14 protein-coding genes and 1 pseudogene are annotated in these 19,798 nt (G+C 72.1%); 11 read left to right on the top strand and 4 right to left on the bottom strand.

The window, feature by feature from the left end:
- The first annotated feature begins 20 nt into the window (after positions 1 to 20).
- Complete coding sequence (locus tag OG429_RS36785) at positions 21 to 1,004, top strand: alpha/beta hydrolase family protein (protein WP_328929593.1); 984 nt, start codon at positions 21 to 23, stop codon at positions 1,002 to 1,004.
- A gap of 86 nt (positions 1,005 to 1,090) precedes the next feature.
- On the opposite strand, the gene OG429_RS36780 is transcribed toward OG429_RS36785, so the two are convergent.
- Positions 1,091 to 1,702 (bottom strand): GOLPH3/VPS74 family protein, encoded by a 612-nt coding sequence (locus OG429_RS36780; RefSeq protein WP_328929592.1) that lies wholly within the window; start codon positions 1,700 to 1,702, stop codon positions 1,091 to 1,093.
- Positions 1,703 to 2,033: 331 nt separating this feature from the next.
- Here OG429_RS36780 and OG429_RS36775 point away from each other — a divergent pair, with 331 nt between their 5' ends.
- On the top strand, positions 2,034 to 3,272 hold the full coding sequence (locus OG429_RS36775) for a PP2C family protein-serine/threonine phosphatase (protein WP_328929591.1): 1,239 nt from the start codon (positions 2,034 to 2,036) through the stop codon (positions 3,270 to 3,272).
- A 12-nt stretch (positions 3,273 to 3,284) separates the two neighbouring features.
- On the opposite strand, the pseudogene OG429_RS36770 reads toward OG429_RS36775, so the two are convergent.
- Together OG429_RS36770 and OG429_RS36765 are read right to left on the bottom strand one after the other, a co-directional pair.
- Positions 3,285 to 4,430 (bottom strand): annotated as a pseudogene (locus tag OG429_RS36770) (NAD(P)/FAD-dependent oxidoreductase); the annotation flags it as partial.
- A complete protein-coding gene (locus tag OG429_RS36765; protein ID WP_328929590.1) occupies positions 4,427 to 4,747 on the bottom strand; it encodes a bifunctional 3-phenylpropionate/cinnamic acid dioxygenase ferredoxin subunit in 321 nt (106 codons plus the stop codon). The gene OG429_RS36765 and the pseudogene OG429_RS36770, both read right to left, overlap by 4 nt.
- Positions 4,748 to 4,928: 181 nt before the next feature.
- Here OG429_RS36765 and OG429_RS36760 point away from each other — a divergent pair, with 181 nt between their 5' ends.
- The 9 genes from OG429_RS36760 (at position 4,929) to OG429_RS36720 (ending at position 17,106) form a co-directional block, all read left to right on the top strand.
- The gene (locus OG429_RS36760) at positions 4,929 to 5,747 is read left to right on the top strand and encodes an IclR family transcriptional regulator (protein ID WP_328929589.1); all 819 of its coding nucleotides are present in this window, start codon (positions 4,929 to 4,931) and stop codon (positions 5,745 to 5,747) included.
- Between the two features lie 228 nt (positions 5,748 to 5,975).
- Positions 5,976 to 7,061 carry an S-(hydroxymethyl)mycothiol dehydrogenase gene (locus tag OG429_RS36755; RefSeq protein WP_328929588.1) on the top strand — a complete coding sequence of 362 codons (1,086 nt, stop codon included), beginning with the start codon at positions 5,976 to 5,978 and terminating at the stop codon, positions 7,059 to 7,061.
- Positions 7,058 to 7,693 carry an MBL fold metallo-hydrolase gene (locus OG429_RS36750; protein WP_328929587.1) on the top strand — a complete coding sequence of 212 codons (636 nt, stop codon included), beginning with the start codon at positions 7,058 to 7,060 and terminating at the stop codon, positions 7,691 to 7,693. Before OG429_RS36755 ends, OG429_RS36750 begins: the two co-directional genes overlap by 4 nt.
- Before the next feature lie 32 nt (positions 7,694 to 7,725).
- Positions 7,726 to 10,170: a GcvT family protein gene (locus tag OG429_RS36745; protein ID WP_328929586.1), complete on the top strand. Its 2,445-nt coding sequence runs from the start codon at positions 7,726 to 7,728 to the stop codon at positions 10,168 to 10,170.
- Between the two features lie 24 nt (positions 10,171 to 10,194).
- The gene (gene solA / locus OG429_RS36740; protein ID WP_328929585.1) at positions 10,195 to 11,364 is read left to right on the top strand and encodes an N-methyl-L-tryptophan oxidase; all 1,170 of its coding nucleotides are present in this window, start codon (positions 10,195 to 10,197) and stop codon (positions 11,362 to 11,364) included.
- Between the two features lie 10 nt (positions 11,365 to 11,374).
- On the top strand, positions 11,375 to 12,505 hold the full coding sequence (locus tag OG429_RS36735; protein ID WP_328929584.1) for an aromatic ring-hydroxylating oxygenase subunit alpha: 1,131 nt from the start codon (positions 11,375 to 11,377) through the stop codon (positions 12,503 to 12,505).
- Entirely contained in the window at positions 12,498 to 13,970 is a 1,473-nt protein-coding gene (locus OG429_RS36730) for an aldehyde dehydrogenase family protein (protein ID WP_328929583.1), read from the top strand. Before OG429_RS36735 ends, OG429_RS36730 begins: the two co-directional genes overlap by 8 nt.
- A gap of 29 nt (positions 13,971 to 13,999) precedes the next feature.
- On the top strand, positions 14,000 to 15,553 hold the full coding sequence (locus tag OG429_RS36725; RefSeq protein ID WP_328929582.1) for an APC family permease: 1,554 nt from the start codon (positions 14,000 to 14,002) through the stop codon (positions 15,551 to 15,553).
- On the top strand, positions 15,550 to 17,106 hold the full coding sequence (locus tag OG429_RS36720; protein ID WP_328929581.1) for a GMC family oxidoreductase: 1,557 nt from the start codon (positions 15,550 to 15,552) through the stop codon (positions 17,104 to 17,106). The genes OG429_RS36725 and OG429_RS36720 overlap by 4 nt, the downstream gene beginning before the upstream one ends.
- 84 nt (positions 17,107 to 17,190) lie before the next feature.
- Here the strand turns inward: OG429_RS36720 and OG429_RS36715 are convergent, their stop codons facing one another.
- Positions 17,191 to 19,725 (bottom strand): ABC transporter permease, encoded by a 2,535-nt coding sequence (locus OG429_RS36715; RefSeq protein ID WP_328929580.1) that lies wholly within the window; start codon positions 19,723 to 19,725, stop codon positions 17,191 to 17,193.
- Positions 19,726 to 19,798: the final 73 nt, after the last annotated feature.

Genomic DNA, 19,798 nt, shown 5'->3' with positions numbered 1-19,798 from the left:
ATGAAAGGGACATGCGAATCATGAGCGAATCGACTCGCGCAGCCGACGCCGTCACCTCACCCGCTCCCGTCCTCTCGGTCGCTCCGGTTGTCCTGCCGGCTCCCGGCCGAGCCGTGGACCTGCAGGTACGGGTCTCCGCGCCGGTGACCGGGAGCGAGCTGCCGATCATCCTCCTCTCGCACGGCCAGGGCTACTCGAACAACCTCTCCTCGCTGAACGGCTACGCACCACTCGTCAACTTCTGGGCGGCGCACGGCTTCGTCGTGATCCAGCCCACCCATCTGAGTTCGACGACGCTGAGCCTGGATCCCGATACCTCCGGGGCGCCCCTGTACTGGCGATCGAGGGCCGAGGACATGAAGCACATCCTCGACCGGCTCGACGTGATCGAGGCCGCCGTCCCGCAGCTCCTCGGGCGCCTGGACCGAAGCAGGGTCGCGGTAGCCGGGCACTCGATGGGCGGGCACACCGCGAGCCTGCTGCTGGGCGCCCGGCTCACCGATCCGCACGACGGAACGGAAGTGGACCTCGCCGAGCCCCGGATCAAGGCGGGTGTGCTGCTTGCCGCGCCGGGCAGAGGGGGCGACTCCCTCACCAAGTTCGTGGCCGAGACCTACCCGTTCTTCTCGACCACGGATTTCTCCCGGATGACGACGCCCACGCTCGTGGTGGCCGGCGACAAGGACACCTCTGCCCACCTGACGGTCCAGGGCCCGGAGTGGCATACCGATCCGTACGTCCTCTCACCGGGCCGCAAGGCCCTGCTCACCCTGTTCGACGCGGAGCACGGGCTGGGCGGGGTCTCTGGATACGACGTCGCCGAGACCACGGACGAGAACCCCGAGCGGGTGTCCGCGGTCCAGCGGCTCACCTGGGCCTACCTCCGCAGCGAGCTCTACCCCGAAGACCCCGCTTGGCAGGCGGCGCGTGACGCTCTCACGGCCGGCTCCGACCCGCTGGGACGGGTCGAATCCAAGCAAGCCCGGGCGGCCCTGTCCCTGTAGCGGACCGAGTCCCTGTAGCGGAGCGACGGCACGGCCGGCTGCGGCGCGGGCTCCCGGGTCGGATCCCCGGCCTGGGAGCTCCGGCGTCATCCGGCGCTGCCTCGCCAGATGTTGTCGAAGGCCGCCTCTTCGATGGCTCGGCGTTGCCGCACGGACTCCAGTTCCAGCAACGCGTCGTTGACCGCGGCCAGCACCGTCGCGACGGCGTCGTCGGTCACCTCCGGAACGTCTCCGGTCCGCTCGCCGCCGATCCCGGCGGCCTCCGCGAGGGCGGCGAGGACGGGTTCGTCCGATGCCCAGCGGTCGGCGGCCCGGCGGCGTGCGGGCGAATCCGCCAGCACCGGCTGACCGGCCCCGAAGGCAATCCCGCGGCGGCGTTGCCGGATGAGGTCTCCGTCTGCTTCGAGCGCGGCCTGGTAGGTCGCGGACAGCCCGCGGCCCCTGCGCCACAGCCAGTCGTCGACCGACTCGTAGGGCGCCTCCCGGACGAGCGACGCGGCGGCCTCGTCCAGCAGGCGGTCCGCCGGTACCGGCTGCCGGCCCGGCACGATGTCATCGCCGTCCAGTCCGACGGCTTGGGCGGCGAGGAGGTCGATGATCTCGGCGCCCGCGAGAGCGAGCGACAGGGTGCCCTGTTCGGCAGGGCGACCGGCCTCCGTGTCCATGGCGACGATCAGCAGGTCCCTCGGTGTGGTCATGAAGGGCTCCACGTCCCATGCATCCGCAGCACATCCGATCCCTGAGCAGCTGGTCCGGCGATCGCCACCGCACGGGGTGGGCGAGGTCGGCCGCCGGGCTCTCCCGCGCCCGAGCATACGGAGCGAGGGCGGCGGCCGCATCCGCTTCGGCGGACACGGCCCGGTCGGACCGACCTCACGGCGTCGCCGCGCCCGGCGCGTCTGCTCCCTTCGGTACGGTCGACGTACACGGAAACGGACACGCCCCTCGCTGATCCCCACAGGCCGGGGCGGGCTGGTGGAATGCCTTCCTCGGCCCGGCTGCCCGGGGCGGACGAGCGAGGGAGGCCAGATGGCGGAGCGGGACGGCTCGGCAGCACGCCTGCACGCCATGGAAGAGGCCCTCGAAAGTATCGGAACGTCCCGGGACGAGCGGGAGACCTGCCGGGAGCTGGCCGGGTTCCTCGTCCGTACGCTGAGCGGCGCCGCGGCCGTGGACGTGACCGGCCGGGGCGGCAGGAGCGAGCGCGTGGCCACCGCGGGCGCGACGGACCTGCTGGAAGGCCCCGCCGCCGACAGCGCACCCGCGGTACGGGCGCTGGACCAGGGCCGGCCGTTGCGGGTGTGGACCGGGCGCTCCGCGCAGGGGCCCGTCCACTTCGTCTCGGTTCCCCTGGTCGGCCGGGACGAGACCTACGGACGGCTCCTCGCGGCCCGGGCCCCCACCGGCTTCGACGACCACGAGACGGCGACGATGCACTTCGCCGCCCGGCTCGCCGGCCTGCACATCGGCCTCGCCCGGCGCCTGGCGGCCGCGGAGAAGACCGCGCTGGACCTGCAGCGGGCGCTCGTCGCCGAACCGGGCCGCCCCCACCCGAACCTGGAGATCGCCAGCCGCTACCTGCCGGTCGGATCCCGCGCCATCGTCGGCGGCGACTGGTTCGAGACCGTGCGCCTGCACTTCGGCCGCACCCTGCTGGTGGTCGGGGACGTCATGGGACACGGTCTGGACGCCGCCGTCGACATGAACGCCTACCGTTCCGTCCTGCGCGAGGTCGCCTCCACCGACCTCGCCCCGCACCGGGTGCTGCGGCAGCTCGACGCCCTGTCCGCGGCGGACGAGTCCCGTCGGCCCGCGACCTGCCTGCTCGTGCGGATCGATCCGGCCCGCGGCATGGCCGTGTACGCCAGCGCGGGTCACCTCCCGCCCGCCGTGTTCACGCGCGACGGCCCGGGCGAGCTCCTGGAGGTACCGGTCGGCCCGCCGCTGGGCACGGGTGTCGGAGGGTACGAGGCACTCGCCCGGCCCATCACGGCGGAGCAGACGCTGCTGCTCTACACGGACGGCCTGGTGGAACGCCGGGGCGAGGACATCGACACCTCACTCGCCCGCCTCGCCGCCCTCCGCCCGCCCACCACCGGGCCCCTCACGGACGTGGTGGACGCGGTCTGCGGCGCACTCGACGCCGCCCACGCCGAGGACGACGTCGCCATCCTCGCCGCGCGGCTGCGCCTGCGGGCTCCGTACGACGACGCCGACGCCGACGCCGGAAGCGGCACCGGCACCGGCACCGGCTCTGCCGCGTACTGATACGGGCAGCGCGGCCGAGCGGGCGAGTTCACGGCGGGCACGCAGGAAGGGCCTCGGCCGGTCGACGGCCAGCACCGCCGTCGTACGGCCCTCACGCTCGTACACGCACAGGAAGCTCCCCTCGTCCGTGGAGCCTTCGACGACGCGGACCGTGTCGCCCTCGCCCCGTCGCCCCGCGAACTGGATGCGTGCGCCGTACTGGTCCGACCAGAAGTAGGGCAGCGGGCGGGCACTGTCCACCGTCCGGCCCGCCAGCAGGTTGCGCACCGCGACGGCGGGTTGCTCGGTCGCGCTGGTCCAGTGCTCGGCGCGCAGCCCTCCCACGCGGGCGACGTCGCCGACCGCGACGACCTGCGGCAGCGCGGTGACGCAGCCGTCGTCGCAGAGCACACCGTCGCCGAGCGGGAGGGTGGAGCCCGCGAGCCAGCCCGTGTTGGGTACGGCTCCGATGCCCACGACGACGAGGTCGGCGGGGACCCTGCGCCCGTCGGTCAGCTCCACGGCGGTGACGGCCCCCTGCCCCAGCAGCCGGGAGACGCCGGTGCCGGTGATCAGCTCCGCTCCGCCGCGCCGGTGCAGCGTGGCGCACACGGCGGCCATCTCCGGGCCGAGTTGCGGGACGAGCGGCAGCGGCGCCGCCTCCACGACGGTGACCTCATGGCCGAGCGAGACGCAGGTGGACGCGGTCTCGGCGCCGATGAATCCGCCGCCGATCACGACGACCCTCCGGGTGCCGCCGCTCAGGTCGTCCCGCAGCGCCGTCGCGTCGTCGAGCGTACGGAGCGATCGGACGCCCGCGAGTCCCGAGGTGCCCGGCAGGCGCCGGGCACAGGCCCCTGTGGCGATGACGAGTCCGTCGGTGAGCAGCGTCCTGCCGTTGTCGAGGAGCAGGGTGCGGCCACCCGCGTCGAGCCCCCGGGCGCGCGTGGCGAGCAGCCACTGCGCGGCGAGTCCTGTCTCCTCCTCCGTGTCGCAGAGGGCGAGTTGGTCCTCGTCCGCCCTGCCGGCGAGGAAGTCCTTGGACAGGGGCGGGCGGTCGTAGGGGCGGTGACGTTCCTCGCCCACGATCACCAGCCGTCCGTCGAAGCCCTGGGCACGCAGCTCGCGGGCGGCGTACAGGCCGGCGAGCGAGGCGCCGACGACGGTGACGGTCCTCATGCGGCGGTGTCCTCCTGAGCGGCCGGGCGGACGTGGATGACGCCGTCGGCGACGACGACTTCGTGGGTGCGGACGGGACGACGGGCGGGCAGACCGGTCGGCTGCCCGGTACGGACGTCGAACGAGGCGGCGTGGAGCGGGCATTCGACGAGACAGCCTTCGAGCCACCCCTCGGAGAGCGAGGCGTCCTGATGGCTGCAGGTGTCGTCGATGGCGTACAGCTCTCCGTCGGCGTTGAACACCGCGATGGGCGGTGTGGTGTCGATGCGGACGGATTCGCCCGCGGGGAGGTCTTCAAGGCGGCAGACGGGAATCACGGGCCCCCCTCGGTCCAGGACTCTTCGGCAGGACTCTTCGCTAGCATGAGGTTGCGTATGGCGCATGATGGAGCGTGATGCGCAACAGAATCCGGTCGGGGTGCCCGCCGCGTCAAGGGCTTCCCGAAGATGGGTGCCCACCTGTGTACCCAATGGACCGCACGATGGCGAGAGTTGAGCTATGACCGGCGACCAGGCAGTGGCTGAACAGAACGAGGAAGCGCAGGACCGGGCGCCCAAGACGGGGGCGGGGGCGATCCAGTCCGTGGACCGCGCCGTGAGCGTGCTGGAGATCCTCGCCCGGCGCGGCGAGGCGGGCGTCACCGACATCGCCGACGAGCTGGACGTGCACAAGTCCACGGCGTTCCGGCTGCTCTGCGTGCTGGAGAACCGGGGCCTGGTCTCGCAGGCCCAGGACCGCGGCAAGTACTTCCTCGGGGCGGGCATCCTGCGCCTGGCGGGGGCGGCGGCCGTACGCCTGGACATCTCCCAGGAGGGCGCCCCGGTGTGCCGGGAACTCGCCGACGAACTGGGCGAGACGGTGAACATCGCGGTCCTGGACGACGATGCCGCCGTCAACATCATGCAGGCGCGCGGCCCCGCCTCGGTCACCGCGCAGAACTGGCTGGGCCGTCGCACTCCGCTGCACGCCACCTCCAGCGGGAAGGTGCTCCTGGCCCATCTGCCGGCGACGCTGCGCGAAGGACTCCTCGCCCGGGCCCTGCCGCGGTTCACGGAGCACACGGTGACCAGCGCCGGCATGCTGCGGGCCGAGCTGGACGCGGCGTACGCGCAGGGCTTCGCGATCGTCGCGGAGGAACTGGAACTCGGCCTGAACGCGGTCGCCGCGCCGGTGCGCGCGCACGACGGCAGGGTGCTCGGCGCGCTCAGCGTCTCGGGCCCCGCCTACCGCCTCGGACGGGACCGGCTGCCGGAGCTCGCCGCGCGGACGGTCGTCGCGGCCGACGAGCTGTCACGACGGATGGGTTACGGCTTCTGAGCCATTCCGCCGAGCGGTGCCCACTCGACGCGGGGCCGGGGAGACCCGGCCCCGCGTCGTCGTATGCGGGGAGGACGCGCGTGGAGCTCGTGCCGAGGGCGTTTCCGCGGGCCCGCACGGATTTGCCAGTCGTTAACACCCGCCCCTTGACGGCGGGTTGTCGCCGTTCCCACTATGTTCCCCATCGCGCAACACATCGTGCACTCCGCAACAGCTGAGGAGCCCATCGTGCCGCATGAGGTCCGTGCCGTCGTTGCCGTGAAGAAGGGGGCACCCGTCGAGGTGCAGACGATCGTCGTCCCTGATCCCGGGCCCGGCGAGGTTCTCGTCTCCGTACAGGCCTGCGGTGTCTGCCACACGGATCTGCACTACCGGGAAGGCGCCGTCAACGACGACTTCCCCTTCCTGCTCGGCCACGAGGCCGCGGGCACCGTCGAAGCGGTCGGGGAGGGCGTCACCGATCTGACACCGGGCGACTACGTGGTCCTCGCCTGGCGCGCTCCCTGCGGCAACTGCCGTTCCTGTCGCCGCGGCCGCCCCTGGTACTGCTTCGACTCCCGCAACGCCGCACAGCCGATGACGCTGCTGGACGGCACGCCCCTCTCCCCCGCCCTCGGTATCGGCGCCTTCGCCGAGAAGACCCTGGTCGCAGCCGGGCAGGCAGTGAAGGTCGACCCGGCCGCCCCGCCCGAGGCCGCCGGGCTCATCGGCTGTGGAGTGATGGCCGGCTACGGGGCCGCGGTGAACACCGGGAACGTCGGCCGGGGCGACACCGTCGCGGTGATCGGCTGCGGCGGCGTCGGGAACGCGGCGATCGCGGGAGCCTCGCTGGCCGGGGCCCGGCGCGTCATCGCCGTCGACATCGACGACCGCAAACTCGACGCCGCGACCCGCTTCGGCGCGACCCACACGGTCAACTCCCGCGGGACGGACGCCGTCGAGGCCGTACGCGGACTCACCGGCGGGCTCGGGGTGGACGTCGCCATCGACGCGGTGGGCCGGCCCGAGACCTACCGCCAGGCCTTCTACATGCGCGACCACGCGGGCGTTCTCGTGCAGGTCGGGGTGCCCGACCCGGACATGCGGATCGATCTGCCGCTCATCGACCTGTTCTCGCGCGGAGGCGCGCTGCGGTCCTCCTGGTACGGGGACTGTCTGCCCAGCCGTGACTTCCCCGTCCTCATCGACCAGTACCTGTCGGGCCGGCTCGACCTGAACGCCTTCGTCTCCGAGACGATCGCACTCGACGAGGTGGAGAGGGCCTTCGCCAAGATGCACCGGGGCGAGGTCCTGCGTTCGGTCGTGGTGCTGTGACGAACCGGCAGAGCGGCCGCCTGCGCGCCGAACGGGTCGTCACCTCGGGCACGTTCACCCTCGACGGCGAGACCTTCGACGTCGACAACAACGTCTGGCTCATCGGCGACGACGAGGAGGTCCTCGTCGTCGACGCGGCCCACGACGCCCGTGCGATCCTGGCCGCCGTCGCGGGACGCCGGGTCACCGCCGTCGTGTGCACCCACGGCCACGACGACCACATCGGCGCGGCCGCCGCGCTGGCCGAGGCGACCGGTGCTCCGGTCCTGCTGCACCCGGCCGACCGCGAACTGTGGGACCACGTCCACGCGTCACGTGCTCCGGACGGTGAACTCTCCGACGGGCAGCGGCTGCTCGTCGCGGCGACCGAGGTGCGCGTTCTGCACACCCCCGGCCACACCTGGGGCAGCTGCAGCCTCCACGCGCCCTTCCTCGACGCCGTGTTCACGGGCGACACCCTCTTCCGCGGCGGTCCGGGCGCGACCGGCCGCTCGTACTCCGACCGGCCGACGATCCTGGCGTCCGTACGGCGCCGCCTGCTCACGCTCCCCGGCGCGACCGTCGTCCACACCGGGCACGGCGAGGACACCACCGTCGCCGCCGAGCGCACCACCCTGCCGGCCGTCCGCTAGGCCGTCCGTCCCCACCCGACTCAAGGAGGGGCATGTCCCACGCGCCCGCACCCAGTCCCCGTGTCGTGGTCATCGGCGCCGGCATCGTCGGCTGCTCGCTCGCCGACGAACTGACCGCCCGCGGCTGGAGCGACGTCACGGTCCTCGAACAAGGCCCGCTCCCCGCCCCCGGGGGTTCCACCTCGCACGCCCCTGGTCTCGTCTTCCGGACCAACCCGTCGAAGACGCTGAGCGCGTTCGCCGGGTACACCATCGAGAAGTTCGGCGCACTCGAAGTCGACGGTCTGCCCTGCTTCAACCCGGTGGGCGGTCTGGAACTGGCCACCACCGAGGAGCGTCTGGCCGACCTCCACCGCAGGGCCGGATACGCCGCGTCCTGGGGCATCCGCGGCGAGCTGGTCTCCGCCGAGCGGTGCAAGGAGCTGTGGCCGCTGCTGGACACGAGCAAGGTCCTCGGCGGGTTCTTCACCCCGGACGACGGCCTCGCCCGCGCCGTCCTCGCCTGCCGCGCCCAGATGGAGCGCGCCGAGGGCCGCGGCGCCCGGTTCCTGGAGCGGCACACCGTCACCGGCATCGAGCGGGAGGACGGCCGGGTGACAGGGGTCGTCACCGACCGGGGTGTCTTCTCCGCCGACCACGTCGTATCGGCGGCCGGCTTCTGGGGTCCGGTCGTCGGCCGGATGGCGGGCGTCGACGTGCCCCTGCAGCCGCTCGCCCACCAGTACGCGAAGACCCGCCCCCTGCCGGAGCTCGCGGGCGCGGGCGACCCGCGCACCGAGGCGTCCCGGCCGATCCTGCGGTTCCAGGACCGCGACCTGTACTTCCGCGAGCACACCGACAGGATCGGCATCGGCAGCTACGCCCACCGGCCGCTGCCCGTCGACCCCTTCACCGTCCCGGCCTACGACGAGGCACCGGTCATGCCGTCCTCGTACCCCTTCACACCGGAGGACTTCGCACCGAGCTGGCAGGACTGCCGGGAACTGCTGCCCGCGCTCGCCGGAAGCGAGGTCGAAGAGGGATTCAACGGCGTCTTCTCCTTCACACCGGACGGCATGCCGCTGCTCGGCGAGTCCCGCGCCCTGCGCGGGTTCTGGCTCGCCGAGGCCGTGTGGGTCACCCATTCGGCGGGGGTTGCGAGGGCCGTCGCGGAGTGGATGGTGGAGGGCCGGCCCCGGATCGACGTCCACGAGTGCGATCTCACCCGCTTCGAGGACGCCCAGCGCTCCCCCGCGTACGTCGCCGACCGCGGGGCCCGGCAGTTCGTCGAGGTGTACGACGTCCTGCACCCGCTGCAGCCCATGGAGCAGCCGCGCCCCCTGCGGGTGAGCCCCTTCCACCCCCGCCAGGAGCAACTCGGGGCCCGCTTCCTGGAGGGCGGCGGCTGGGAGCGACCGCACTGGTACGAGGCGAACGCCCCGCTCGCCGAGTCCATCGACCTGCCGGGGCGGGACTCCTGGTCGGCCCGCTACTGGTCGCCGGTCGCCGCCGCCGAGGCACGGGCGACCCGTGAGAAGGTCGCCCTGTACGACATGACCCCGCTGCGCAGGCTGGAGGTCACCGGCCCCGGCGCCCTGGCCTTCCTGCAGCGCATGACCACCAACGACCTCGCCAAGAAGCCAGGCGCGGTGACCTACACCCTGCTGCTCGACGAGACCGGTGGCATCCGCTCGGACCTCACCGTGGCCCGCCTGGCCGCCGACCGCTTCCAGATCGGCGCCAACAGCCGCGCCGACGAGGACTGGCTGCTGCGCCACGCGCCCGACGACGTGCGGATACGCGACATCACCTCCGGCACCTGCTGCATCGGGGTGTGGGGCCCTCTCGCCCGCGCGCTGGTGCAGCCGCTGACCCGGGACGACTTCTCCCACCAGGGCTTCGGCTACTTCCGCGCCAAACAGACCTACCTCGGCCACGTACCCGTGACGGCGATGCGGCTGAGCTACGTCGGCGAGCTCGGCTGGGAGCTGTACACCGGCGCCGACCTCGGGCTGCGGCTCTGGGACACGCTCTGGGAGGCCGGGCGGGAGCACGGCGTGATCGCCGCGGGCCGCTCCGCCTTCAACAGCCTGCGCCTGGAGAAGGGCTACCGCTCATGGGGCCACGACATGACCGACGAGGACACCCCGTACGAGGCCGGGCTCGGTTTCGCCGTACGCATGGACAAGGGCGACTTCGTCGGACGGGCTGCTCTGAAGCAAGCGGGCGAGCCCCGGCGCAAGCTCACCGCACTGCTGCTCGACGACCCCGCGGCCGTCGTCCTCGGCAAGGAACCGGTGTATGCCGGCGGTCTGCCCGCGGGGTACGTGACCAGCGCCTCGTACGGCTACACACTGGGCCGCTGCGTCGCGTACGCGTGGCTGCCCCCACTCACCGCGGGCACCCCGGTACACATCGAGTACTTCGGCGAGAAGGTCCCCGCGACCGTCGCCGACGAGCCGCTGTTCGACCCCGGCATGAGCCGCATCCGCCGCTAGGGAGCGTCCGAGGAGGACCCCACCGTGTCACCCACCTATGACGTGATCGTCGTCGGCCTGGGCGGAATGGGCAGTGCCGCCGCCCACCACCTGTCCGCGCGCGGTGTGCGCGTGCTCGGCCTGGAGAAGTTCGGACCGGTCCACAACCGCGGTTCGAGCCACGGCGGTTCGCGCATCACGCGGCAGTCGTACTTCGAGGACCCCGCGTACGTGCCGCTGCTGCTGCGCTCCTACGAGCTGTTCGACGCACTGGAGCGAGACACCGGCCGGGACATCGCCACGCTGTGCGGCGGCGTGATGGTCGGCCGTCCCGATTCCCGGACGGTGTCCGGTTCGCTGCTCTCGGCCCTGCGGTGGGACCTGCCGCACGAGATGCTCGACGCGAAGGAGATCCGCCGCCGCTTCCCCACCCTCACCCCGGCCGAGGACGAGGTGGCGCTGTACGAGGCGCGGGCCGGGCTCGTCCGGCCGGAGAACACGGTTGCCGCCCACCTCCAGCTCGCGACGCGTTCTGGCGCGGATCTGCACTTCGAGGAGCCGATGGTGCGCTGGGAGCCGTACCGCGACGGGGTACGGGTCCACACCGCCGAGGACACCTACACCGCGGGCCAGCTGGTGATCTGCCCGGGTGCCTGGGCGCCGCAGCTGCTCACCGACCTGGGCGTGCCGTTCACCATCGAGCGGCAGGTCATGTACTGGTTCCAGCCCGAGGGCGGCACCGGTCCCTTCCTCCCCGAGAACCATCCGATCTACATCTGGGAGGACGCGGACGACGTCCAGTTCTACGGCTTCCCCGCGATCGACGGTCCCGGCCTCGGCGCGAAGGTGGCGTTCTTCCGCAAGGGCACGGTGTGCACGCCGGAGACCATCGACCGGATCGTGCGCGAGGAGGAGGTCGCGGCGATGGCGGAGCAGCTCTCCCGGCGCATCCCGTCCCTGCCCGGCCGTTTCCTGAAGGCCGCCACCTGCATGTACTCCAACACCCCCGATGAGCATTTCGTGATCGCCCGCCATCCGGAGCACCCCGGCTCGGTGACCGTGGCGTGCGGGTTCTCCGGCCACGGCTTCAAGTTCGTGCCCGTCGTCGGCGAAATCGTCGCCGACCTGGCGCTGAACGGCGTCACCGAGCACCCCATCGAACTCTTCGACCCGCGCCGGCTGTCCGCGACGACCACGCCCGCGCCTTCCGCCTGAGGAGTCCGCCTTGACGGCCACCGACCTCCCGCCCAGCCTGATCGCCACGCTCCCCGGCCGCTTCTACACCGACCCGGACGTCTTCCGGCGGGAGCAGGAGCGGCTCTTCGAATCGATGTGGTTCTGCGCCGTACGCGGCTCCGACCTCGCCGGACCCGGTGCGTTCCGTACCGTCCAGGTCGGCCGCGAGAGCGTGATCGTGACCCGTAACCGGGCCGGAGAGCTGCGCGCCTTCCTCAACGTCTGCCGGCACCGCGGCGCCCGGCTGTGCACCGAGGAGTCCGGCGAGGTGCGGCGCGCGCTCCAATGCCCGTACCACGCCTGGACGTACGACCTCGACGGCAAGCTGATCGCCGCTCCCAACCTGGTGAAGATGCCCGACGTCGACCGCACCACCTACGGCCTGGTGACGGTGCAGCTGCGCGAATGGCTGGGCTACGCGTGGGTGTGCCTGGCCGACGAGGCGCCGTCCTTCGAGGAGACCGTGATCGGCGCGGCCGTGGAGCGGCTCGGCGACACGGCGTCCATCGAGCGGTACGGCACGGAGGATCTCGCGCTCGGCCGAAGGATCACGTACGACGTGAAGGCGAACTGGAAGCTGATCGTCGAGAACTTCATGGAGTGCTACCACTGCGCGACGATCCATCCCGAACTCACCGATGTGCTCCCGGAGTTCGCGGAGGGCTACGCGGCGCAGTACTACGTGGGGCACGGCGCGGCGTTCGCCGAGGAGGTCGAGGGCTTCACCGTCGACGGCAGCGCGGGGTTCGCCAAGCTGCCCGAGGTGGCCGAGGAGCAGGACCGGCGCTACTACGCCATCACGGTCAAGCCGACCGTGTTCATCAACCTCGTCCCCGACCATGTGATCCTGCACCGGATGTTCCCGCTCGCCGAGGACCGCACGGTCGTCGAGTGCGACTGGCTGTACGCGCCGGAGGTCGTCGAGTCGGGCACGGACGTGTCGAAGTCCGTGGAGCTGTTCCACCGGGTCAACGTCCAGGACTTCGACGCCTGCGAGCGCACCCAGCCCGCGATGGCGTCGCGCGCGTACCGGGCGGGCGGCGTGCTGGTGCCGGCCGAGCACCACATCGGGATCTTCCACGCCTGGCTGACCGAGAGGCTGGGAGGCACCGGTGCCTGATCTGTTCATCGGCGGCGTGTGGACGGCTGCCCGCGACGGGCGCACGCGGGAGATCCGCTGTCCCGCCGACGGCACTCTCGTCGCGGAGGTCGACGAGGCGGACGGCAAGGACACGTCCGACGCGATCGCCGCGGCCCGCCGGGCGTTCGACGAGGGCCCGTGGCCGGGTACTTCCGCCGCCGACCGCGGCGACCTGCTGCTGCGCGTCGCCGATCTGATCGCCCGCGACATGGACGCGCTGGCCCGCGCCGAGTCCCTCGACACCGGCAAGCGGCTGGTGGAGAGCGCGTACGACATCGGCGACGTCGTGAAGTGCTTCCGGTACTTCGGGCGGCTCGCCCCCGTCGAGACCGGACGGGTGATCGACACGGGCACGGCGAACGCCGACAGCCGGGTGGTGCACGAGCCGGTCGGGGTCTGCGGGCTCGTCACGCCGTGGAACTATCCGCTGCTCCAGACGGCGTGGAAGGTCGCGCCGGCCCTCGCCGCGGGCAACACCTTCGTCCTGAAACCGAGCGAGCTCACCCCGCACACCGCGATCCACCTGATGCGTCTGCTCGCCGAGGCGGGACTGCCCGACGGGGTCGCCAACCTCGTGCTCGGCGCGGGCCCCGAGGTGGGTGCGCCGCTCGCCGACCACCCGGGCGTCGACCTGCTCTCCTTCACCGGTGGTCTGCAGACCGGCCGCCGGCTGATGGCGGCGGCCGCCGGGACGGTAAAGAAGGTCGCGCTCGAACTGGGCGGCAAGAACCCGAACATCGTGTTCGCGGACGCCGACTTCGAGACGGCGGTGGACATGGCGCTGACCGCGGTGTTCCTGCATTCGGGGCAGGTCTGTTCCGCGGGGGCGCGGCTGCTCGTCGAGGACGCGCTGCACGACCGGTTCGTCGACGAGATCGTGCGCAGGGCCGGCGAGATCCGCCTGGGAGGTCCCTTCGACGAGCGGGCCCGGACCGGGCCGCTGATCTCGGCCGCGCATCGCGCCAAGGTCGAGGCCTACGTCACGCGGGGCGTCACCGAGGGCGCGGTGCTGCGCTGCGGCGGCGCCCGGCCCGAGGGGCCCGCGTACAACCGGGGCTTCTACTACCTGCCGACGGTCCTCGACGAGTGTCACGCGGGGATGTCGGTGGTACGGGAGGAGTCCTTCGGCCCGGTCCTGACGGTGGAGCGGTTCCGCGACGGCGACGAGGACGAGGCCGTGCGGCTCGCGAACGACACGGTCTACGGTCTCGCGGGCGCGGTGTGGACGGGCGACGAGGGCAGGGCCCGGCGCGTCGCGGGACGGCTGCGCCTGGGCACCGTATGGATCAACGACTACCACCCCTATCTGCCGCAGGCGGAGTGGGGCGGGTTCAAGCAGTCAGGCACGGGGCGGGAGCTCGGTCCGACCGGTCTCGCGGAGTACCGCGAGACGAAGCACATCTGGCGCAACACCGCACCCGAGCCGCAGGGCTGGTTCGCCTGAAACAACCTCTACTGTCCAGGAGTTGACCCATGGAAACTGCTCCACCCTCCCCGCCGGGCGACGACGCGGAACTCGCCGAGTTCGGCTACCGTCCCGAACTCAAGCGGACGCTCGGCAACTTCCACACCTTCGCGGCCGGCATCTCCTACATCTCGATCCTCACGGGCACCTTCCAGCTCTTCTACTTCGGATACGCCAGCGGCGGTCCCGCCTATTGGTGGTCCTGGCCGATGGTCTTCGCCGGCCAGTTCATGGTCGCGCTCTGCTTCGCCGAACTGGCCGCCCGCTATCCCGTGGCCGGGTCCATCTACAACTGGGCTAAGAAGGTGGGGAACGGACACGTCGGCTGGCTCGCCGGCTGGATGATGCTCATCGCCTCGATCGTCTCCATCGCCGCAGTGGCCCTCGCCTACCAGCTCACGCTTCCTCAGATCTCGTCCGTCTTCCAGTTCGTCGGAGACGGGACCGGGACGTACGACGTGGCGACCAACGCGGTGGTCCTCGCCTCCGTCCTGATCCTCTTCACCACGGTCGTGAGCGCCTTCGGCGTCAAGCTGATGGCGCGGATCAACACCGCGGGTGTCTTCCTCGAACTCATCGCGACCGTGGTCCTGATCGTGCTGCTCGCGGTGAACGTCGTACGCGGCCCGCAGGTCGTCACCGACACGGCCGGCACCGGCTCCGGCCAGCCCCTGGGCTATTTCGGGGCGTTCCTGATCGCCTCGCTCGCCTCGGCCTACGTGATGTACGGATTCGACACCGCGGCCTCGCTCGGCGAGGAGTCCCTCGACCCCTCGCGCAACGCGCCGCGCGCCATCATCCGCGCGATCGTCGCCTCGTTCGTCCTGGGCGGCCTCGTCCTGATCCTCGCGCTGATGAGCGTGTCGAGTCTGCGCGGCGAGAAGCTCTCCACCGACGGGTTGCAGTACGTCGTCCTCGACGTCCTCGGCCCGACGGCGGGCAAGGCGATGCTGTGGTGCGTGCTGATCGCCGTCACCGTCTGCGCGCTCGCGGTGCACACGGCGGCCGTCCGGCTCGCCTTCGCCATGGCCCGGGACAACAATCTCCCCGCCTCCTCCCGGCTCGCGAAGGTCAGCCCGCGGTTCGGCACCCCGATCCTGCCGACCGTGATCATCGGGGTGCTCGCCCTCGCGATCCTGCTGGTCAACATCCGCCAGCCGCAGATCTTCACCGTGGTCACCAGCATCGGCATCGTGCTGATCTACGTCGCCTATCTCCTGGTCACCGGGCCGATGCTGGTGGCGCGGCTGCGCGGCCGGTGGCAGCCCGCCGAGGGCAAGTTCTCACTCGGCCGCTGGGGACTGCCCGTCAACATCGTCGCCGTGGTGTGGGGGGCGGCGATGACCCTCAACCTCATCTGGCCGCGGTCGGCCGTGTACAACGCGGCGGCCCCGTACCACTGGTACCTGCGCTGGGGCGCGGTGCTGTTCGTCGGCGCGATCGCGCTGGGCGGCTTCGCCTACTACTGGTTCGTCCAACGGCACCGTACGGGCGTCCTCGCCGAACACGCCGCCGTGGCCCGCCCCGAGCCCGTCGCACTGGAGGAGGTCACCCCCTCATGAGCGGAGAGGCCGGAGAGTTCGACTACGTCGTGGTCGGCGGCGGAACCGCGGGCAACGTCGTCGCGGCGCGGCTGAGCGAGGACCCGTCCGTCACCGTGTGCGTCCTGGAGGCGGGTCCGAGCGACGTCGGGGACGACAGCGTCCTGAAGCTGGAACGGTGGATGGGCCTGCTGGAGTCCGGCTACGACTGGGACTACCCGGTCGAGCCGCAGGCCAGGGGCAACAGCTTCATGCGGCACGCGCGCGCCAAGGTGCTCGGTGGCTGCTCCTCGCACAACTCCTGCATCGCCTTCTGGGCGCCCGCCGAGGACCTGGACGACTGGGCGGCGGCCGGCTGTGCGGGCTGGAGCGCGGCGGACCTGTTCCCGCTGTACCGGAGGCTGGAGAACAACGACGCTCCGGGGGACCACCACGGCCGGTCGGGACCGGTGAAGCTGCGTACGCTCAAGGGCGAGGACCCGTGCGGCGCCGCCCTCCTCCAGGCGTGTGCGCAGGCGGGCATACCGACGACCCCGTTCAACACCGGCTCGACGGTGGTGCGGGGTGCCAACTGGTTCCAGATCAACGCCGACGAGAACAACATCCGCCAGTCCTCCTCGGTGGCCTACCTCCACCCGGTGCTGGGCAAGCGCCCCAACCTGGAGGTACGCACCGGGGTGCGGGCGAAGAAGCTGGCGTTCGACGGGCCGCGGTGCGTCGGCGCCGAGTACCTGGACCCGGATCTCGTCCACACCCGTACGGTCCGCGCGCGCCGCGAGGTGGTCGTCTCCTGCGGCTCGATCGACACTCCGAAGCTGCTGATGCTGTCGGGCATCGGCCCGGCGGAGCATCTGCGCGAGGTGGGCGTGGAGGTGCTCGTGGACTCCGCGGGGGTCGGCGAGAACCTCCAGGACCACCCCGAGGGCGTCGTCATGTGGGAGGCGAGGCAGCCGATGACCACCAGGTCGAGCCAGTGGTGGGAGGCGGGCATCTTCTACGACACCGAGCCGGGTCTGGACCGGCCGGACCTGATGTTCCACTACGGCTCGGTGCCCTTCGACATGAACACCGCGCGGCACGGCTATCCGACGTCCGAGAACGCCTTCTGTCTGACGCCGAACGTGACGCGTGCCAGGTCGCGCGGGACGGTGCGGCTACGGACGCGCGACTACCGCGACAAGCCCAGGGTCGACCCCAGGTACTTCACGCACGAGCACGACACGCGGGTGATGAGAGCCGGCATCGGGCTGGCCCGCCGGATCGCCGCGCAGCCGGCGCTCGCCGGGTGGGCGGGGGCCGAGCTCGCCCCGGGCCCCGACGTCCGCACCGCCGACGAGCTGTTCGACTACGTCCGCAAGACGCACAACACCGTCTACCACCCGTCCTGCACGGTGAAGATGGGGGCCGACGGCGATCCCATGGCGCCGCTCGACGCCCGGCTGCGGGTCAAAGGGGTCGACGGGCTGCGGGTCGCGGACGGATCGGTCATGCCGGATCTCGTCACCGTCAACCCGTGCATCACGACGATGGTGATCGGCGAGAAGTGCGCCGATCTCCTGCGCGCGGACGCGTGACGACCGGCCCCGTGGCCGAACGCGGAGGACCCCGGCCTCGGGCCGGGGTCTTCCGCGCGAGGTGCCTCGCCGGTGGAGCGGTCGCTACGCCGCCGTCGCGGCGGGAATGTCCACGCGGGCGGCCCGGCGGGCCGGCCAGAGCGAGGCGACCAGCGCGCCCGCCAGGGCGATGAGCACGCCGAGAGCGAGGCGACCCCAGGGAAGGACCAACGTGTAGCCGGCGACGCTCTCCTGCAGCGTGCGCCCGAGCGCCCAGCCCAGGAAGACGCCCAGGACCGTGCCGACGGTCGCGCCGAGCGCGCCGACGAGCAGGGCCTCCAGGCGGACCATCCGGGTCACTCCGGCACGGTCCAGGCCGAGGGCGCGCAGCGTGCCGATCTCCTTGCGGCGTTCGAGGACGGACATAGCGAGGGTGTTGGCGATGCCCAGCGCGGCGATCACCAGGGCCATGCTCAGCAGGGCGTAGAAGACGTTGAGCTGGTCGCCGATGGTTCCGCTGTCCTCGGCTCGAATGGCGGCCCGGTCGAGGACGGCCAGGGCGGGGTTGTCGCCGAGGGCGTGGGTGATCTTGCCGAGCGCGGCCCGGCCGGGTCCGCCGTCCGTGGCGACGAGGATCCCGGCGGTGTGCGGGGTGGAGTCGTAGCGGGCGACGAGGGAGTCGGGTGCGGTGATGCTGGGCAGCAGGTTGCTCTGCTCGTCCGCCCGGTAGACGGCGCCGATGGTGACGCTGCCGCGCTGGTCGTCCTGACGCTCCAGGGGGAGCGTCTGACCGACGTGCCAGCCGGCCTTCCTGGCCTTGAAATCGGCCACGGCGATCTGGCCCTTGGCGAGGCAGTCGAGAGAGCCCTCGGCCACGTCGTAGCGCAGCAGTCGGCCGATGGCGGCGGGGTCGACGCCGGTCAGCACGGAGGAAGTGCCGGCCAGGCGGTATTCGGTGGACTGGTTGAGCGGGCTGACCGTGGCGCCGGGCAGCTTCCGCAGCGCCTCCGCGGTGGCGGGGGTCATCCGCATGCCGCCCTCGGCGGCCTTCACCAGGTAGTCGGCCGTGAAGTCGTGGGTGGTCGCGCGGTCGAGGTACTGGGCGGCGGAGGCCCCGAGGACCGACAGGCCCGAGGCGAGGGTGAGGGCGATGGCGAGCGCGGCGGCGGTGGCGCCGGTGCGGCGCGGGTCGCGGACGGTGTTGCGGGCGGCGAGGTTTCCGTGCACCGGGTGGAGACGGTTCAGCAGCGGCTGGAGCAGGGCGACGAACGGCCGGGACAGCAGCGGGATGAGGCCGATCGCGCCGGCCAGGGTGAGGGCCGCGCCGAGGCCGATGACGGTGCGGGCGTCCTTCCCGGTGGTGAGGGCCCCGTACACCACGGCGGCGGTGCCGGTGAGCACCAGCGCGGCACTGATGCCGCCCCGCAGGGAGCCGGCGCGCGCGGGCGCCGTGGGCTCGGCCGCGCCGAGCGCGGCGACGGGCGGGATGGCCATGGCCCGGCGGATCGGAAGCCACGCGGCGACCATGGGCAGGGCCGTGCCGGCCAGCATGGACGTGATCACGGTGCCCGGGGTGAGGACGAGCGGGCCGGCCGGGGTGTCGGCGGCGGCGAAGAGCGTCCGGAGCAGGGCGGCGACCCCGGTGCCGACGGCGAGTCCGGCCGCGGAGGCGACCGCGCCGACGAGCAGGGACTCGGTCAGCAGGATGCGGCGCACCTGCCCCCGCGAGGCGCCGACGGCCCGCATCAGGGCCAGCTCCCTGGTGCGTCGGGCGATGAGCATGGTGAAGGTGTTGGAGATGAGGAAGGTGGCGACGAACAGGGCTACGGCGGCGAAACCCAACAGGATCTGGCTCATGGTGTCGCTGTCGCCGGTGGCGAGGTTCGCCTGGATCCGGGCGAGCTGGGCACCGGTGGCTGCGCCGGCGTCCTGGGGCAGCACCGACTCGACGCGGCGCAGGAGCTGCTGCGCGTCCGTGCCGGGAGCGGCCGTGAGCTCGACGATCTGGTAGCGGCCGGGCTGGAGGAAGAGCCGCTGGGCGGCGGCGTCGGTGAACAGTGTCAGGCTGCCCCCGGAGGATCGCGTGGTCCCGTCGGTACGGAAGACCCCGCTGAGGGTGTAGGAGGAGGCGCCCTCGTCCGTGCCGACGCGCACGGTGTCACCGACGCGGTAGCCGCCCCGCGCGGCGGTCGTCTCGTCGAGGGCGACCCTGTCGTCGCCGGTCGGCCCGGAACCCTGGGTGAACCGGTAGGCGGGGTCCGTGCCGTCGGCTCCCGGGGAGAAGTTCCCGCCCTTGTGGGACGATCCGTGGCCGAGCAGCTGGCCGTCGCGGCCCGCGACCGCGGCGAAGCCGTCGACCCGGCCCGCGGCGACGGCGACGCCGGGGACCCGGGACAGGGTGGTGACGGTACTGGCGTCGAGCCCGGCCGGGCGGCCGCCGCCGGTGGCGGAGGACTCGGGGAAGACGCTGACGGCGATGCGCTCGTAGCCGTCGGTCGCCCGGGCGGTGAGGGCACGGTTCAGGCTGTCGCCGAAGACGAGGCTGCCGGAGATGAAGGTGACGCCGAGCATGACCGCGAACGCGGTCATCAGGAGGCGGGCCTTGTGCGCGGACACGTTGCGCAGGGCGGTACGGAACATGGGATGCGGATCCTGGGGGGCTGGCTCGGCGGATGCGAGCGGGTGGCTGCTTCGATGCGCGTTCGGTGCTGGG

This window comes from Streptomyces sp. NBC_00190 (genome assembly GCF_036203305.1).
GTDB lineage: Bacteria > Actinomycetota > Actinomycetes > Streptomycetales > Streptomycetaceae > Streptomyces.
This window is presented reverse-complemented; position numbering and strand designations above follow the sequence as displayed.

Excerpts from the sequence above, each read along its gene's own strand:
- OG429_RS36785 (WP_328929593.1), top strand. The coding sequence starts at position 21 with ATGAGCGAATCGACTCGCGCAGCCGACGCCGTCACCTCACCCGCTCCC.
- OG429_RS36780 (WP_328929592.1), bottom strand. The coding sequence starts at position 1,702 with ATGACCACACCGAGGGACCTGCTGATCGTCGCCATGGACACGGAGGCC.
- OG429_RS36775 (WP_328929591.1), top strand. The coding sequence starts at position 2,034 with ATGGCGGAGCGGGACGGCTCGGCAGCACGCCTGCACGCCATGGAAGAG.
- OG429_RS36760 (WP_328929589.1), top strand. The coding sequence starts at position 4,929 with ATGACCGGCGACCAGGCAGTGGCTGAACAGAACGAGGAAGCGCAGGAC.
- OG429_RS36745 (WP_328929586.1), top strand. The coding sequence starts at position 7,726 with ATGTCCCACGCGCCCGCACCCAGTCCCCGTGTCGTGGTCATCGGCGCC.
- OG429_RS36725 (WP_328929582.1), top strand. The coding sequence starts at position 14,000 with ATGGAAACTGCTCCACCCTCCCCGCCGGGCGACGACGCGGAACTCGCC.
- OG429_RS36720 (WP_328929581.1), top strand. The coding sequence starts at position 15,550 with ATGAGCGGAGAGGCCGGAGAGTTCGACTACGTCGTGGTCGGCGGCGGA.
- OG429_RS36715 (WP_328929580.1), bottom strand. The coding sequence starts at position 19,725 with ATGTTCCGTACCGCCCTGCGCAACGTGTCCGCGCACAAGGCCCGCCTC.